The 15,426-nt window shown below is 61.0% G+C and carries 12 protein-coding genes and 1 pseudogene; 8 read left to right on the top strand and 5 right to left on the bottom strand.

The window, feature by feature from the left end:
* Positions 1–6,012 carry a DUF3857 domain-containing protein gene (locus tag DES53_RS23310; protein WP_170157332.1) on the bottom strand — a complete coding sequence of 2,004 codons (6,012 nt, stop codon included), beginning with the start codon at positions 6,010–6,012 and terminating at the stop codon, positions 1–3.
* A 136-nt stretch (positions 6,013–6,148) separates the two neighbouring features.
* Positions 6,149–7,306: a two-component system sensor histidine kinase NtrB gene (locus tag DES53_RS23315; RefSeq protein WP_113960729.1), complete on the bottom strand. Its 1,158-nt coding sequence runs from the start codon at positions 7,304–7,306 to the stop codon at positions 6,149–6,151.
* 152 nt (positions 7,307–7,458) lie between these two features.
* Between DES53_RS23315 and cutA the strand changes: the two genes are divergently transcribed.
* The 5 genes from cutA (at position 7,459) to DES53_RS23340 (ending at position 11,917) form a co-directional block, all read left to right on the top strand.
* Positions 7,459–7,782 carry a divalent-cation tolerance protein CutA gene (gene cutA, locus DES53_RS23320; RefSeq protein ID WP_113960754.1) on the top strand — a complete coding sequence of 108 codons (324 nt, stop codon included), beginning with the start codon at positions 7,459–7,461 and terminating at the stop codon, positions 7,780–7,782.
* A gap of 99 nt (positions 7,783–7,881) precedes the next feature.
* Positions 7,882–10,587: an MFS transporter gene (locus DES53_RS23325; protein WP_113960730.1), complete on the top strand. Its 2,706-nt coding sequence runs from the start codon at positions 7,882–7,884 to the stop codon at positions 10,585–10,587.
* 113 nt (positions 10,588–10,700) lie between these two features.
* Positions 10,701–11,015: a 50S ribosomal protein L21 gene (gene rplU / locus DES53_RS23330; protein WP_113960731.1), complete on the top strand. Its 315-nt coding sequence runs from the start codon at positions 10,701–10,703 to the stop codon at positions 11,013–11,015.
* 27 nt (positions 11,016–11,042) lie between these two features.
* Positions 11,043–11,300: a 50S ribosomal protein L27 gene (gene rpmA, locus DES53_RS23335; RefSeq protein ID WP_113960732.1), complete on the top strand. Its 258-nt coding sequence runs from the start codon at positions 11,043–11,045 to the stop codon at positions 11,298–11,300.
* A gap of 113 nt (positions 11,301–11,413) precedes the next feature.
* A complete protein-coding gene (locus tag DES53_RS23340; protein WP_113960733.1) occupies positions 11,414–11,917 on the top strand; it encodes a hypothetical protein in 504 nt (167 codons plus the stop codon).
* 408 nt (positions 11,918–12,325) lie between these two features.
* Here the strand turns inward: DES53_RS23340 and DES53_RS23345 are convergent, their stop codons facing one another.
* The gene (locus DES53_RS23345) at positions 12,326–13,039 is read right to left on the bottom strand and encodes a TVP38/TMEM64 family protein (protein WP_170157333.1); all 714 of its coding nucleotides are present in this window, start codon (positions 13,037–13,039) and stop codon (positions 12,326–12,328) included.
* Positions 13,040–13,052: 13 nt separating this feature from the next.
* Positions 13,053–13,655: a riboflavin synthase gene (locus DES53_RS23350; protein WP_113960735.1), complete on the bottom strand. Its 603-nt coding sequence runs from the start codon at positions 13,653–13,655 to the stop codon at positions 13,053–13,055.
* 132 nt (positions 13,656–13,787) lie between these two features.
* Between DES53_RS23350 and DES53_RS33960 the strand changes: the two are divergent.
* From DES53_RS33960 to trxB, 3 genes and pseudogenes are all read left to right on the top strand, one after another.
* Positions 13,788–13,946 (top strand): annotated as a pseudogene (locus DES53_RS33960) (CPCC family cysteine-rich protein); the annotation flags it as partial.
* Between the two features lie 36 nt (positions 13,947–13,982).
* Positions 13,983–14,153: a hypothetical protein gene (locus tag DES53_RS33775; protein WP_245958242.1), complete on the top strand. Its 171-nt coding sequence runs from the start codon at positions 13,983–13,985 to the stop codon at positions 14,151–14,153.
* 164 nt (positions 14,154–14,317) lie between these two features.
* Entirely contained in the window at positions 14,318–15,238 is a 921-nt protein-coding gene (trxB, locus tag DES53_RS23360) for a thioredoxin-disulfide reductase (protein ID WP_113960737.1), read from the top strand.
* Here trxB and DES53_RS33585 read toward each other — a convergent pair.
* Positions 15,223–15,426, bottom strand: a 204-nt coding sequence (locus DES53_RS33585) for a hypothetical protein (protein ID WP_211325654.1), incomplete at its 5' end; no start/stop codon positions are given. The genes trxB and DES53_RS33585 overlap by 16 nt on opposite strands.

The raw sequence follows: 15,426 nt of genomic DNA on the forward strand, positions 1-15,426 counted from the left end.
TCAGGGCTGCTTCTTGGAGAAGCGCTCCAGCATCTGGCGTGCCTGTACACAATCCGGGTCATCATGGACATGGTCCAGAAAGGTTTGCAAGGCCTTCACCGCTTCCTCACCGCGCCCCAGATTGCCCAAGGCGAGGCCTCCCATCAGGTAGAAGTCGTAAAAGGTGGGATAGAGCCTGGCACCCTCCGCTGCGTGCTTCGCGCAGGCCTCCCAATCTTTGCGCAGCCGGGCTTCCAGCAGGCTCAGGAAGAGCTTCTCCCGCTCGTGTTTCGTTTCAGGGATCAATTCCTGGGCCATGACAGCGGGCACTAGATCCGGCTCCCCGATGGCTTCCGCCGCATGCAGCCCCATGAAAGCAGTGCGCCTGTCCGGGTCCACCCAGCCACGGGTCATGCTCTCATAGATGGTGCCGCGCGCCTGTTCCGTGGCCAGCTCCGCTTCATCCTTCATGTCCAGCAGGAGGTAGATACGGGTCATGAGGCCAGCGTAGAGCGGTGACATCAACTCATCCACGCTGGTCATTTCCACCAGGCGCTTGAGTCCAGCCTTGTCCTGATCGGCATAAAGCTTGCGGAAGAGCTGCCAGCGGGTGCGACCCAGGTTGCGCGGATCGCGCAAAGAGGTCAGCACGGTGAATCCGTCTGATGTCTCACCCACTCGCATCTGCACCAGCAGATCACGCGTCTTGAGCGAATCCGCGGTGAGCGGCGCATCTGGGCGGTTGCGGTACGGTTTCAGTATGGCGGCCAGCTTCTCTCTCGCGGCGGGGTTGTCGATGTCCACATAGCCGCTGCTGCCCATGATGAGCTGCGCGCGGTCGCCGTCTTCCGGTGCTTTCTCGAGGGCCAATGTCAGCAGGGCAAACGCGAGATTTTCGCGTGTTTCGCTGTGGGGAAGGTCGCTGGTAAGGTCGAACCAGAAGTCGAGGCTGTGCCTGGGCCAGGTGCCGTCTTTCAGCCAGCCTTCGCGTACCGCGGTGGCATCCGCTTCGGAGAGGTTGAATTGCACATCCGACTTGCAGGCCAGCTTCACGGGAGGGGGACCGGCGGGTAGGGGACGATGCTTCAGGTACAGAGCCTTCATCTCCTCCTGATAGGGCAGGAGTTTCTTCGCCCGGTTGATCATCTTCAGCGCGGCGAGCTGGAGCGGAGGCTTGTCCTTGGTGTCTTCGAACCGGGCATGTCCCAGCTTTTCATAGAGAGCCCGGGCGTCGGCATCCTTGCCACCAAACGCGAGCGCCATGATGCAGCGTTTCAGGGCCTCGCATTCGAAGTAGGTCAGTTGTTTCTCCAGCAGCGCAAGACCGAATTCCTTGTGCCCTGCCAGGTCTGTGGGCTCCAGAGCGGCCCAACGGCGGAAGATGTCATGATGGGGCGCATCCTCCGGTTGGAGTCCGGCGAGAACGGGGTGGTTGCCGAACTTTCGAATGGCTTCGCGATCCTGGGTGACGTACGCATTCCTTAGGAAGGAGTCCAGATGCAGGCCACGGGTGCGGCGGGGCAGGGATTTTTCCGAGAGGACGGCCTCCAGGCGTGGGCCGGAATCTTCCAGGGATGGCAGCGCCGCATGCGTGTACCACCCCAGGCGGATCAGCGCATCCATACGCGAGGCGTCCGCCTGCTTGGAGTCCTGGGTGATCAGCAGACAGAGCTTTACAAACTCCAGCGGCAGCAGGCCATTGGCCGTCGCGATGGTCTTGTCAGCATTCTCCGCCTTGGAGTCCTGCATATCCTTGGGACGGGCATGGTCATACCAACCTGTCTTGCCAGCAGCGAGCCAGGCCTTGGCAGCGAGGGCGGGAGCGTCACCAGCGCCACCGCCCTCCCGCAGCACCTCCAGCCGCTGCTTGAGCAACTCGATCGCAGAGTCAGTCTTGGTCACGGCCGGGTGCTCCAGCTCGCGCTCCAGCAGTACAATTTCCGCTTCCGGTCTTCCGAGTTTGGAGTAGACACCCGCCAGGTCGAAGACTGCCGCCGCCCGCACTGCATCAGGCACGGCCCCCTGCGTGGCGAGCAGCCTTTCCAACTGGGTGGCGGCTGGCGCCAGCTTCTCTCCGGAGGCTTGTGCGGCGGTGGCCTGAAGGCGGGCCATGGCCGTGGTCATGGCATCTGGATTCCCACTCTCTCCGGCGAAGAAGGCATCTGCAATTTTTAGAGCGGCGGGGGCCTGCTTGGATTCAATCAGGACTGCGGCGGCCCAAATCTGAAGGCGACGGCGGTACGAAGCCGTTTTGATGCCGCCGGCTCCCTCCATGGCCACCACGAGTTTCCTCAGTTCCGGGGTCACTTCGCTCATGCGAATGGAATTGAGGTAGCCCAGCATTCCGGCCACCTCTGCGGCGTAGCGCGGGTCCCACCTGCCTGCATGCACCAGCTTGCGAATGGTATCGAAGGACTCCTTTTTCTGACCTGCCCGCGCCTGATTTCCCAGCACCCCACCCAGTTCCTCGGCGCTGCCGATCAGGGGGAGAATCAGTTCCCCTTCAGGCACCGGAGTGCCATGCTTGTGCTCGAGGGACAGCCACTCCGGCCACCATTTTGCAGAGGCATCCCACCACGCTTGCATGGCTTGTTCATCGGCCGCCAGTTCCAGGAGGGAGTCGAGTTGCTCCTTGGCTTCTGCATCGCCCCTGGTTTCGGGCTTCATCTGGGTCATCAGCTTGAGATACTTCTTCGCCTGCGCGGGACGGTTCATCTGTAGGGACAGCAGCGTGGCCCGAAGCAAATCGTCCGCCGTTGCAGCGTAGTTCAGGTAGTCTTCCAGTCGGTCCCAGTTCTTCAGGGCCGCCTCATAGTTCTTCTGCTGGACAAGCACCATGCCCAGCCGCTGGATCGCGGTGATGTGCCAGTCACGGTCCAGATCCTTGCTGGTGGAGAGATCCTGGAGCAGCGTCGCGGCCGCCTCGAGTTTCTCCGCCCGCACGAGTTGCCGCCCGCGCAGGAAACGTCCTTCCGAGTTTGCCTTGGACCCGGGGGGAAGCAGGTCGCACGCCTCCAGTACCGCTGCCAGGACGGGGGGAGACTCCTGCTGGTCGTCGTTCAGATCCATGTAGTCGGCATAGGTGCCCAGCCTCCACAAGCGGTCCTCGAACCATTCGCCTGGCTCGAACTGTGTCAGACATTCCAGGGAGAGGCGGATGATCTCAGTCATGACCTTCGTCTGGTCTTCGGCTTTCCGCAGGGACTCGATTTTCTCGCCAAAGGCCTCCGGTGTTTTCAGCTCCGCAGGTACGGTTGCACCCGGTACCTGCTCGGGATGCTTCTTCATCCATTCCTGCAGGTGCTTGCGTGCGAGTGCATAGCCTTTGCCGGAGTTCACCGCCAGGAGCGCTTCTTTGAGGCTGTCGGCATACTCCTGACCCAGAGTCTGGTTCTCGTCTGCGCCGTCCAGGATGGCGACAAGCTTTGCCGCTTTTTCCGGTGTGCTCTGAGCCCAGCTCACGGCCAGCGCGGCCAACCTCTGCATGACCAGGGGTGCGCCCTCCTGGTGCTTTTCCAGGTACCCCACCAGTTCCTTCCGGAAGGTGTCCTCTTGCGCAGCCTCCAGGCGCAGTTCCGCGAGGTCCATGAACAGGTGATCGTGATTGTCGCTGTCCAGCTCCAACCCCGCGAGCAGAGCCTCGATGGCTTTAGGTTTGTCCGTCTTTGCGAGCACGGTGGCGCGCTGTAGTTGCGCCCAGGAGCGCCGAAACTCAGAGACCTGTTTGTCTCCCACAATCTTGTCCATGATGGCCAGTGCCTCGGCATCTGCCCCTTTGTTGGAGTAGGCGAGTCCGGTGATGTAGTCACCCAGCGCTGCGTCTTCCACCGTCACACTGCCGCGGAAGCTTGCCATGGGAACCTGCAACCGCTGGAGAGCCCGGTCATGCTGGTCCTCAAGGGTGTCCAGATACGCGAGCTGGACTTGAGCATTGAACTGGGCGGCCCCATCCTTCGGGAAATATTCGAGTGTCTTCTCCAGTGCCGCACGGCGAAGACGCAGATTCCCGTTGATGGGGAACCGGCTGTACACCAGCTGGAGTTGCCCCGCGCCAGTAGGCATCATCGGAAACTCGCCAAGCCCATCTCCGGTGGGTGCGGTTGTGACCTGCTCGCCTGCTTCCAGGGTGAGCGGGCGGTCCAGCCAGGTTTTCAGTGCCGCCACCGCTTGCTCCAGTTGCCGGACTTCGGTGGCAGGGATGCGCGAAGCCTTCACCTCGAAGTGGAGTGTGGCCTTCAGACCTTCCTCTGTGACTTCCCACGCAGCTTTGCCCTCCACCTGGGGTGTCTTCAACACTTGTGGTGCTGGCAGCGTGGATGGACGGAAGCCTTTGGGAAGCTTGACGACGGACTTTGTCGCATTGACATCGCGCCACAGGAAAAAGTCCGTTTCGCGATTCTTCGCGTCACCCGGTTCCGGAAGGAAACCGGCATCAAACGGGAAGCGCAGCGTGAGAGCGCCGGAGGGCGGCACCACGAAGTAAGCAGATACCTCGTACACGCCGGATGAACTGGAGGGTACTTGCTTCACATCCACCACCTCTGCACCAGGGTAGCAGCGCTCAATGCGACGCTGCAGGAACTCTTCGAGCTGTTGCTTGGTACGTGTGCGCTCGCCTTCTGCATAAAGGGACGCCATGTAACCGTGCGCACGGAGGGTGGCCCAGCCGGAAATCTCCCCCGTGGGAATGGCTTTGGCTTCGAAGTCTAGCGAGTAGGTGCCCGCATCTTGGGCGGGTGTGCGTTCCCATTGCTCGGGCTGCTTCACCAGCAACACGTCCCGGTCCGCATCATTCGGTGAAATGATGCCAGCCGGCACGCCGGAGAGCGTCGGGTCGCAGAAAATGGGACCCTCAGGCAGCTCCACACGGAGGATCACATGATTGAAATCCCGCACACCGGGACTGCGCCGTTCCACACCGCCCACATGTTCTGTATTGATGAGGGCCAGGTGGGACGTGATGCCCTTGTGCGCGAGCATCGCTTTGAGCAGACTGGCCTTGTCCTTGCAGTCGCCGTACTGGTGTTCCCAGATTTCCGCCACGGGGTGAGGCTCAATGTCGCTGTCTCCGAACTCCAGCCCCACGTAGCGCACGTCATTGGCGACCTTGGTGGCGAGTCGATCAAGGATCTCACGAGGCTTGGAGAGCCCCTGCGTCAGCTTGTCGACCTCGGTCTCGAGTACTTCGCCCAACGCCGTCTTCTTGTTGGTGAGGGGTGCATACCAATCGAGGAACTCATTCCAGTCCTTGAAAGTGGTGAGGCGTACAAGCGGACCGGTCTGGTCAAAGGGCGCGCGACTCGGCTCATCGCGGCCAGCCTCGATATGCTGGCGCTCCCATGCCATCGTGGTCCGTCCGTTTTTTTGGACCGTTGGGTTGGGCTCGGGCACTCCCTTGCCGACGGGGGTGATCTTCACGCGCTTCGCCCACTCATCCGGCAGGTCCAGCACTTTGCGCAGACGGTGGATTGGCCAGCCCCACTCAAAAGCAAAGGCTGTCTGCAGGTGGCCCGGAACGCGGGGAGTGTGTTCTTCCACGACATGAATCCACTCCACAATCGATCCGGCCTTCACGTTGGGGAAGATGATGACGAGCTCTCCCGTGTCGTGGTACAGCGATTCGTCCGCCTCGCGCTGGGGTGACTGTAGGAAGGAGGCGCTTGGTTTTACCTCCTGGCGGGTGCCATCGGGCTGGATGGTGCGGGCGAGGGCGAGGTGAATCTTGTGCCTGCTGCGGGTGTACGAGCGGACGGTCCGCGCGATCTCTTCCGCACCCGCATCCGTGAGGGCCTTGATGACCTCGTGCTCCACCAGGAACCGTTTCCCATCCGCTGTCACGTACTGGACATCCTCTCCGAGCAGCACCCAGCCGTCTTCTGCGTTCCCAGGCACGGCAGGCAGGGATTTCAGCACCTCTTCCAGCGGTGTGAGGTGGGACTTGAGAGCCTGCTCATAGATGGCGGGCAGCTTGCGTGAGACATCCTCAGCACACAGGGAAGCGGCAGTGCCGAAAAGTGCCGACACCGCGAGCATGGAAATAAGAGATTTTACCATCATCACGCATCGGCATACCTGAATCCTCCGTCCCCAGTCAAGGAGGGAAACTTGTGAGGACAGAATGTTGCGAAGCCACGGTCGAATCGCGTCAAGTAACCCGTTTCCCCATCGGTCAGGGCTCCTCCACCACTGGCGGCCCCGCGAGGTAGCGGACGCGTTTCTCCCCGAGGGGAAGGTAGATGTTCACCGTGGTGCCTTCCTTCTCCCGGCTCTCCAGCTCGATTTCGCCGCCGTGCTCGCGGATGATGCGGCGGACGATGAGCAGGCCCAGGCCGGTGCCGGTCTTCCGCGTGGTGAAGAAGGGCTGGAAGAGGTTGCTCATGTTGGAGGTGGAGATGCCCTTGCCAGAGTCGGCGAAACTCAGGCGCATCTCGTAGTCATTGAAGCTGCTGTTGATGGTGAGTGTGCCGCCATGAGGCATGGCCTGGGCGGCGTTGCGGATGAGGTTGTAGAAGGCCTGCTTCATTTGCCCGGCATCCAGGGGGGTGGAGGGCAGACCGGTGGCGAGGTCGAGCTTCACCTTCACCTTACCCTGCTCCAACTCGGGAGTGAGGAACTTCACCGCCTCCTGGATCAGCTCATTCACCTGCGTACGCTGGAGCTGCGGCTGGGTGGGGCGGATGGCGGCAAGGAACTGGCCGATGATGAAATCCAGCCGCTTGATCTCGCCTTGGGCCACGGAGAGCATTTCCAGAAGTTGGGGTACCTCCTTGCCCTTGAGCTTTTTCAGCTTCCTCTCCATGAGCTGGAGATGGATGGTGAGGGAGTTCAGTGGATTCCCCAGCTCATGCGCCACGCCGGCGGCCAACAGGGTGAGGGCGGTGATGCGTTCGCTCTCGATTTTCTCCTCCGTCAGCTTGCGGAACTGGGTGACGTCGCGAATGAGCATCACAAAGCCGAGGTCCTCGTGCTCATCGATCGCGGTGACGTAGAAATTCAGGTACCGGTTCTCCGGGTAGAAGACCTCCAGATCCCGGCTCACGGATCCGCCGGTGTGCGCCAGCGCTTCCCAGTCGAAGCCGCGGACGCCTTCCGCGAGCTTCCGTCCCACAATCAGCTCCCGCTCGAAACCGAAGAAGCCACACGCGGCGCGGTTCACATAGGTCACCGTCCCTTCGCCATCGAGGAGGATCACGCCCTCCTGCAGCGCCTCAAAGACCTTTTCAAAGAACCCCTTCTCCTGTACCAACCGGATTAGGTAGCGCTGCACCTCCGCCGGCTCGAGCCGGTCCATGCGCTTGACGATCTTGTCGAAGAATCCGGATTTCATTTCGATGAGGACATGAAAGGGAGTGGGAACGGGGCGACGATTTAGGTGGGAAACAATGGCAAACCTACCAAGGATCCAATGCGGATAGAGACCTCCTATTTAGGCGGGAAACTTTCATTGCACAATCCGCCCGTCCAGCGTGAATGGTGGTCATGGAGGACATCGTCGTGGTCTTTTGCACCTTTCCAGATTCGGAAACCGCGAAACGCATCGCGCAGGAACTGGTGAAGGGCCGCCTTGCCGCCTGTGTGAATGTGCTGCCGGGAGTGGAATCGATCTACGAGTGGAAGGGCGAACTGGAATCGGCCAGCGAAGTACTGGGCCTCATCAAGACCACGGGGACCATGTATCCCACGCTGGAGGCGCGACTGAAGGAATTGCATCCCTATGACGTGCCGGAGATTGTCGCCATCCCTGCGAGCAAGGTGCAGCCGGCGTATGCGCAATGGGTGAGGGAGATGACGAGTCAGGAGTGATACCATCGGCCCATCGATTTTTTCAATCCTCTGCAACGGGTGATCCGCCCGGATTTCCCTTTCTGAAAAGCATTCCTGTGCCTAGATGCGGGCCGACGCATGTCTGAAGCCGCCGCCCCCGTCACTGACACTACTGCCACCCCGGAGCTGGACAATGCCGTCCACCTTCCTGCCGAGAATCAGCGGTCCTTCTGGGCCATGATCGCGGTGCAGGCGTTGAATGCCTTCAATGACAACTTCGTAAAAATCCTGCTGGTCGCCTTCGCCGCAGTCGTGGCCAAGGGCACCGATTTGGGCAGTTCTATGCAGGTGTATCTGGGAGCCATCTTCTCCCTGCCGTATGTCCTTTTTGCCCCGGTGGCGGGCTGGCTGAGCGATCGCTTCTCCAAGACGAAGGTCATGTTCTGGATGCAAGTGGTGCAGGTGGCCATCTTCATCCTGTTTCTCGTGGTGCATGGTCTGCATGACACGCAGTGGACCCTGTGGCTCAGCCTCGGTTGTTTCTTCCTCCTGGCCACCCAGGCCGCCTTCTTCAGCCCGGCGAAGTACGGCATCGTGAAGGAACTGGTCGGCTCCCGCCGCATGGGCTCCGCGAGCGGCACGCTGCAAATGACGAACTTCATCGGCATCCTCGCAGGCATGGGGCTCGCAGGATTCTGGTTTGCCGCGAAGATTCAGCCGGCCACCGACCTGGTGAAGCTCGCGGACGCGATGCAGCCGCTTGCGAATGCTCATCCCAGCACGGCTGCTCTATGGCACTCCTTCCATGCATTTGCGGCACAACAGTTGCATGACGTCTCCTGGCATGCGGTGACGGTGCTCCTGTGGATCGTCACCGGCATTGCAGGCCTGCAAATTGTGGGCTCGCTGATGATTAAGAAGACGCCCTCGCACGAGGCGCTCAAGTTTCACAAGGGTATCTGGACGGAGCATCTCGCCCACCTCAAGCTGCTCTTCTCGCAGCGGTCCATTAAGCTCGCGGCACTCGGAGTCACGTATTTCTGGTTCATGTCGAATGCGGTTGGCAGCATCCTGGTGACGCTGGCCAATGAATTGCACCCGTCGGATCCCGCCGCGGTATCTCGTGAGCTCTCCATGATGCCCGCCTCGCTCGGGGTTGGCATCATGCTGGGCAGCGTGTTGGCGGGGGTCGTGTGCCGCAGGCGCATTGAGCTTGGGCTGGTGCCACTCTCGGGATACTTCCTCGCCGCATCTCTTTTTTGGAGCGGTATCCAGCCGGTGCATCCATTCATCTACATCGCGCTCGTGGGTGTGGGCATGGCAGGCGGCGCCTTCATGACACCGCTCTATGCATTTGTGCAGGACCGCTGCAAGCCGGACGAACGCGGCCGAATCCTTTCCGCCATGAACCTCATGGACTGCATCGGGGGCATCGTGGCGAACATCATTCTGGTGAAGGGCATGCTGCTCTTCAAAGTGTCGGCGCCGGTGCAGCTTCTGGTCATGGTGCCCCTCACGCTCGGCGCGGCAATCTTCATCACCCGACTGCTGCCGCGGCGCCTGCTCATCATCGTGGTGAATGGGATTGTGCGCACCTTCTACCGTCTCCGCACGCATCATGAGGAGCGCATGCCCAAGGATGGTCCGCTGCTCGTGCTGCCGAATCACGTGAGCTATGCAGATGCCATCATGCTTGGCCTGAGCTCGGAGCGCATGGTGAGCTTCGTAATGCTGGACTCGCTGTACAAGATCAAGTGGATGCAGTGGTTCCTGAAGCTCTTCGGCACCGTGCCCATTTCCCCAACGAAGGCCAAGGAGGCGATCCGCACCGTGGCGGAGGCGCTCAAGGAGGGAAAGGCGGTGGCGCTCTTCCCGGAAGGCCAACTCACCCGCACGGGTTTCCTCAATGAAGTGCACAAGGGCTATGAACTCATGGCGCGCATGGCGGGAGAGAATGTGCGGGTGCAGCCGGTATATCAGGATGGATTGTGGGGCAGCATCTTCAGCTTCGAAGGTGGACGTTTTTTCAAGAAGGTGCCCAAGGCACTGCCCTACCGGGTGAACATCTGGTTCGGCGAGCCGATGGACGCCAAGGAAGCCACTGCCGCGAAGGTCCGCGAGGCGCTGATGGCCCTGAGCGCGGAGGCATTCTTTGGGAGACATCGTGTGCTGGAGGTACCCACGCTTTCCATGCCCGATGGCAATCCCGTTCCGATAGCGGAAGCCAGGCAGGCATGGGCGAATGCCTCGCGCATGCTCGACACGAGCCTGCTGCGTGAGGACGATCTGCTGCTGGTGCTTCTCAAGGAGGAGCATCCGCTGGCGGCCACCCTCCTTGCGGCCATCCCCAAGCTTCGTCGGCTGGCCTTCACGACGGATGTGGCGGTGGCGGAAGGGGAGAAACAGAAATCCGCGGCTCGTCGCGTCGTGGCGATTGGTGATACGGCCTTGCTCGCTTCGGTGAAGGCGGACGTGTGGGACTTTGCCCTGGAGTTGATCGAGGCCAGCACGGCAAAGGAGCGCAGACTTTCCAGCCCGCAGGGTGCCATCGCCCCTGACGCCCGCGTTTCTCCGGCTCCTGCACTCTACGATGCCGCCACCGGTGCCCTGCTCACCCTGAGCGTGCCCAATCCCCCCATGCCGCCCAAGGAAGAGGACCTGCAGCATGGCCTGCTGCCGGGAACCTTTGGCCATGTACTGCCTGCGCTGGCCGTGCGCCAGGACTCAGACACCTTGATATTCAGCAAATTGGCGGCCGGAAGCTCGACCGAAGTGCGCCACACGGGACTCAAGCTGGACGCTGAGGGCTTCATCATTGTGACCCCGTCCGCCCCCGCAAAGTGAAAAAGGAGGGCGGACTTTTTCAAAAAAATCTTGCCCCCGGCCCAACCCTGTGCAAATCTCCCCGCCCCTCGCGCCAGTGCGTGTGGGAACACCCCAAAGATTTTCACAGGCTTATGGCATACGCAGTCATCAAAACCGGCGGCAAGCAGTACCGCGTCTCCGTGGGCGACAAGCTCGACGTCGAATTGCTTGAAGGCGCCGAGGGCGACAACATCACGTTCGGCGAAGTGCTGGCAGCAGGCGAGGGCGAAGGCCTCCGCTTTGGCGCTCCCTTCCTTACCGGCGCGAGCGTAGCAGCCAAGGTCGTCTCCCAGTTCAAGGGTGAGAAGGTCATCGCCTTCAAGTTCCGTCGCCGTAAGGGCTACCACCGGAAGAAGGGTCATCGTCAGAACCTGACGAAGGTCGAAATCACCAGCATCAACGCCTAACTCACTTACCCCCAGGAGGATACCGACATGGCCCACAAGAAAGGTCAAGGCAGTGTTAAAAACGGACGCGACAGCCGCAGCAAGCGTCTCGGCATCAAGAAATTCGGCAGCCAGGTGGTTGTCGCCGGCAACATCATTGCCCGTCAGCGTGGCACCAAGTGGCACCCCGGGAAGAATGTCGGCATCGGCAAGGACCACACCATCTTCGCCCTCGTGGATGGTCGCGTGCGCTTCGACCAGGACGGTCGCCGCATCAATGTGGACGAAGTCGCCGTGAGCGCCTAAGCGAGCCACCAGAAAGCTTTTTGAAAATCCCCGCCGCACCCCGTGCCGCGGGGATTTTTATTTTGTCCGTTGTGTCTGGCTGCGTTTCAGCTTTCATCCACGTCACCTTCCCCATGCGCCGCTTTCGCCTCGCCCCCCTGTGCCTCCTGGCCATTTCGTTGCTACTCGCTGCCTGCGCCTCGGATCCAATGATCGAGCAAAAGATTGCCGCCCGCCGCGCCCAGATCGCGAGTGAACCGCAGGGTGACTGGTACATCGGTCGGCGATTCACCATCGCCAAGACCCAGTTCTGGGGCTACCTGCGCCGACCCGGCCAGTCTTGGGATGATGCCCGCCTCGTGATGATGAACGAGAACGTGCGCAACGCCCCCGACCGCCTGCCTGAAATCCCCACGAACGAGGGGAATGCGCACGGCTTCGACCACAACCACGAGTACAAGATCTGGGGCAGCTTCACCGGCCGCACCGTCTACGATCCGAATAGCGACCTCTTCCTACCGGAGTTCCGCCTGACCAACTGGGAATCCATCAGCACTTCCCCCGGCTGGCTCTTCAAGCCAAATGAACGCTTCAACGGATCGCAGCTCCTGCGGTATGAGAAGCAGGATTATCCGTGAGGCGGATGGAGAGCATCGCGCACTCGGCGTGCATCAAGGAGAGGGGGCATATTCGTGCCTCCTTTTTTATGCCAAGAAGGGCGTCCCCTTCTGTTCTATAGCTGAAGTGGCTTTGTGCCCTGTGGCGACCCTCTGGTCCATGGACGCACCCACCAAATGACTTGGTAGGGGGCTGCTGCGTCGGCCTCCTAACTAGAGAGGGCGGAGGTGGTGTGGAACTCCAGCGTGATAAGCCGCTGTCGCCCGGAAGCTCCGCCCCGCCTGCGCCCACTCTGATCAGGGCGTCGGCGCAGCAACGCCCTACCGGGCTTTTTTTAGAAGCGTCGACAGGCGTGAATGGTGCCGGCTACAGGCTGACTTGAGAGTCGGAATGCATCCGCTTGAGGTGCCGTGATTTCCCTGCCCGCCTCAATCCGTCCGCTCCTGCTCCTCATCCTCGTGATGCGGATGATGCTGGTGCTTTTGGCGCAAGAACAACAATGCCGCCGCATACAACACCACCGGCACCAACGCACTGAGCGCAATCGTGAGCCCCGGATGGTCCACACCAAGCGCACCAATGGTGGCAAACGTAAAGCCCAACGGAATGCCCCCGGAAATCAACGCGACCAGAAACACGCGAAACGGCATCGCGGAAAGTCCCGCGAGACAGGCCACGGCCTCCGGCAGCACGGGCATCCAGCGTGAGAGGGCCACGATCCAGCCACCGCGATTGCCGTGGAAGAGGCGTTTGCCTTTCGCCAGGCCATCGCGACCCGCGAGCCATACCGCCACGCCATGGCCGAAGTGTTTGCACAGCCAGTAGGCTACCACACCGGAGAGCACCGAACCGGCCGTGCTGAAGACTCCCCCGAGGAACCACCCGTAGCGCAGCCCCAGGGCGGACATCACCACGGTGCCGGGGATGGGCAGCGCGAGATCACTCACGAGCAGCGCGATGCCGCCCAGCCACGCCCACGCGCCGAGGGACTCCAGCCACTGGCGTGCGCCCTGCAGGTCGAACATCGTCTCAAAGAGCTCACCCCAGAAGACGAAGGGCAGGATGATGAACACCAGCACCGCCACCACGAGCAGCCACAGACGCGAGCCATGCGGCGCAGGTGCGGGTGCTTCCGTGCTCATGGCATCCTGAGGATCACGCGATGCGCACCGCGACCAGCCGCTCGATGTGCTTCGCCAGCATGTCGAACTCCACATTCACCACATCTCCGGCCTTCAGGTTCGCGAGGTTCGTCACGGCAAAGGTGTGTGGCGTGATCCAGAAGGTGAGCGAGTCCTCGCTGAGTTCCGCGATGGTGAGACTCATGCCATCAATGCAAATGGAGCCCTTGTGCACCACGAGCTTCTTCCCGCTCTCTGGCAGCGCGACGGTGAACTGGTGATCCTTGCCCACGGGTTCCAGCTTGAGAATAGTCGCCGTGGTATCCACGTGCCCTTGCACAAAATGCCCGCTGAGCCGGTCGCCGATTCTCAAGGAGCGTTCGAGGTTCACCAGCGAGCCTTCCTTCAACTGCCCCAGGCTGGTCACGCGCAGGGTTTCGATGAGCAAATCAAACGCCGCCGTGCCCTGCTCCGGGTCGAACTCCGTGACGGTGAGGCAGCAGCCGTTGCAGGCCACACTTTCACCCAAAGCCAGCTCAGCCGCCATGGGCCCCACCTTGAGCACGATGCGCGCCCCGCCCTCGCGGAAGGCGATGCTCTCGACGGTGCCTGTGGTCTCAACGATGCCAGTGAACATGATGCCCGAACGTAGCCCAGCTCAGGGCCATGCAACAACAGAAGCCGCGAGATGAGTGTTTTCTCACCATACGCCCGGGCGGAGCATGCGGGTCCGTTCAAATAAGTCTGCCACCTGTTCCGTTTCTGCTGCATGCCAGTGTTTCCGTGTCCTTGCTGCGGTCGTTCCGATTTTGGGGAGAGACCAGGTAGCTACGTGATTTGTGAGGTGTGTGATTGGGAGGATTGCGCACTGCAGTTGTCATTTCCCATGATGGGAGGTGGCCCCAATCGAAGTCTGGTTGAGGAGCAGGGAAGCTTTGCGAAAAGAAATTCGACCCTGCCGCTCGTGGATCCAGAATGGCGTCCACTGGATCCCGAGACAGATGTGTACCTGGACTGGAATTCGGCGGAAGATCACGAAATTTGGCGTGAGTGCTGGGCCGGCAAGGTTACTCACGACAGTCTCTACTACTGGCGGAAGGACTACTGGTTGCGTGCCGTGAGGAAACCGTCGTAACCTTCCCGCTTCCAGGACTCTGGCAAAGGCTGCGTCTCAATCGGTTGCGAGGCCGAATCCACGGAGGTGGATTTGGACGCATCAAAGCCATTGCGCCCGGGCTGCACCGCGCTACCTAGCCGTAGCGTATCCCTTTTCAGGCTCCTCATCTTCTCTCACCTCACATGGAAAACGTCATCATCATCGGCACCGGCTGCGCGGGCTACACCGCAGCCATCTACACCGCACGCGCCAATCTGAATCCGCTGATGCTCGCGGGCACCCAGCCCGGCGGCCAGCTCACCACGACCACGGAGGTGGAGAATTTCCCCGGCTTCCCCGAGGGCATCCAGGGCCCTGACCTCATGATGAAGATGCAGGAGCAGGCGGAAAAATTCGGCGCGCGCATGGAGTACGCCCATGTGGAAGCGGTGACCAAGAATGGTGACGGCAGCTTCCATGTGCAGATCGAGGGCGGCAAGGTGCTGGAGACTAAGACCGTCATCGTGGCCACCGGCGCCTCCCCGCGTCACCTCGGGCTGCCGAATGAGAAAAGCCTCATCGGCCATGGCCTCACGAGCTGTGCCACGTGCGATGGCGCTTTCTACCGCAACGTGCCCGTGGCCGTGATCGGTGGTGGCGACAGCGCTGCAGAGGAAGCTACCTTCCTCACCCGCTTCGCCAGCACGGTGTACCTCATCCATCGCCGCGATGAACTGCGCGCCTCCAAGATCATGGCGGATCGCGCCCTCGCGAATCCGAAGATCAAGCCCATCTGGAACAGCACCGTGAGCCAGTACCTCACCGATGAAAAAGGTGAAGTGCGTGCCGTGGAACTGCTGAATCTGGTCACCGGCGAGAAGAGCGAACTCGAGCTGAAGTGCGTGTTCGTCGCCATCGGCCACGTGCCCAACACCCAGTTCCTCAACGGCCTCGTGAACCTCGACGAGAACGGCTACATCGTGCAGACCCGCGGCACGCATACCAATGTGGACGGCCTCTTCGCCGCTGGCGACGTTGCCGACCATGTTTACCGCCAGGCCATCACCGCTGCAGGACAAGGATGTGCCGCTGCGCTCGAAGCGGAGCGCTATCTGGCGCATTGAGTGAGGCTCAACGAAAAGTAGTTTCGGCTGAAGCCCAATGCCATGAAGGGAAGTTGGCGAGGAATGGCGTAAAGGATGTTGCGTTTGAGATGGTTAAGTCTAGTTAGATAAATGGAGTCGCGGAAGTGGTTGTCTGTTTTTTTCTGAGTTGAGCGCGCAGCGTTTGCGCCGGGTGCGTGAGCGTTGTG

It is taken from the genome of Roseimicrobium gellanilyticum, assembly GCF_003315205.1.
In the GTDB taxonomy this organism is placed as follows: Bacteria; Verrucomicrobiota; Verrucomicrobiia; order Verrucomicrobiales; family Verrucomicrobiaceae; genus Roseimicrobium; species Roseimicrobium gellanilyticum.

Bases quoted from the DNA above. Each gene is read 5' to 3' on its own strand.
- DES53_RS23310 (WP_170157332.1), bottom strand. From the start codon at position 6,012: ATGCTCGCGGTGTCGGCACTTTTCGGCACTGCCGCTTCCCTGTGTGCT.
- DES53_RS23315 (WP_113960729.1), bottom strand. From the start codon at position 7,306: ATGAAATCCGGATTCTTCGACAAGATCGTCAAGCGCATGGACCGGCTC.
- cutA (WP_113960754.1), top strand. From the start codon at position 7,459: ATGGAGGACATCGTCGTGGTCTTTTGCACCTTTCCAGATTCGGAAACC.
- DES53_RS23325 (WP_113960730.1), top strand. From the start codon at position 7,882: ATGTCTGAAGCCGCCGCCCCCGTCACTGACACTACTGCCACCCCGGAG.
- rplU (WP_113960731.1), top strand. From the start codon at position 10,701: ATGGCATACGCAGTCATCAAAACCGGCGGCAAGCAGTACCGCGTCTCC.
- rpmA (WP_113960732.1), top strand. From the start codon at position 11,043: ATGGCCCACAAGAAAGGTCAAGGCAGTGTTAAAAACGGACGCGACAGC.
- DES53_RS23340 (WP_113960733.1), top strand. From the start codon at position 11,414: ATGCGCCGCTTTCGCCTCGCCCCCCTGTGCCTCCTGGCCATTTCGTTG.
- DES53_RS23345 (WP_170157333.1), bottom strand. From the start codon at position 13,039: ATGAGCACGGAAGCACCCGCACCTGCGCCGCATGGCTCGCGTCTGTGG.
- DES53_RS23350 (WP_113960735.1), bottom strand. From the start codon at position 13,655: ATGTTCACTGGCATCGTTGAGACCACAGGCACCGTCGAGAGCATCGCC.
- trxB (WP_113960737.1), top strand. From the start codon at position 14,318: ATGGAAAACGTCATCATCATCGGCACCGGCTGCGCGGGCTACACCGCA.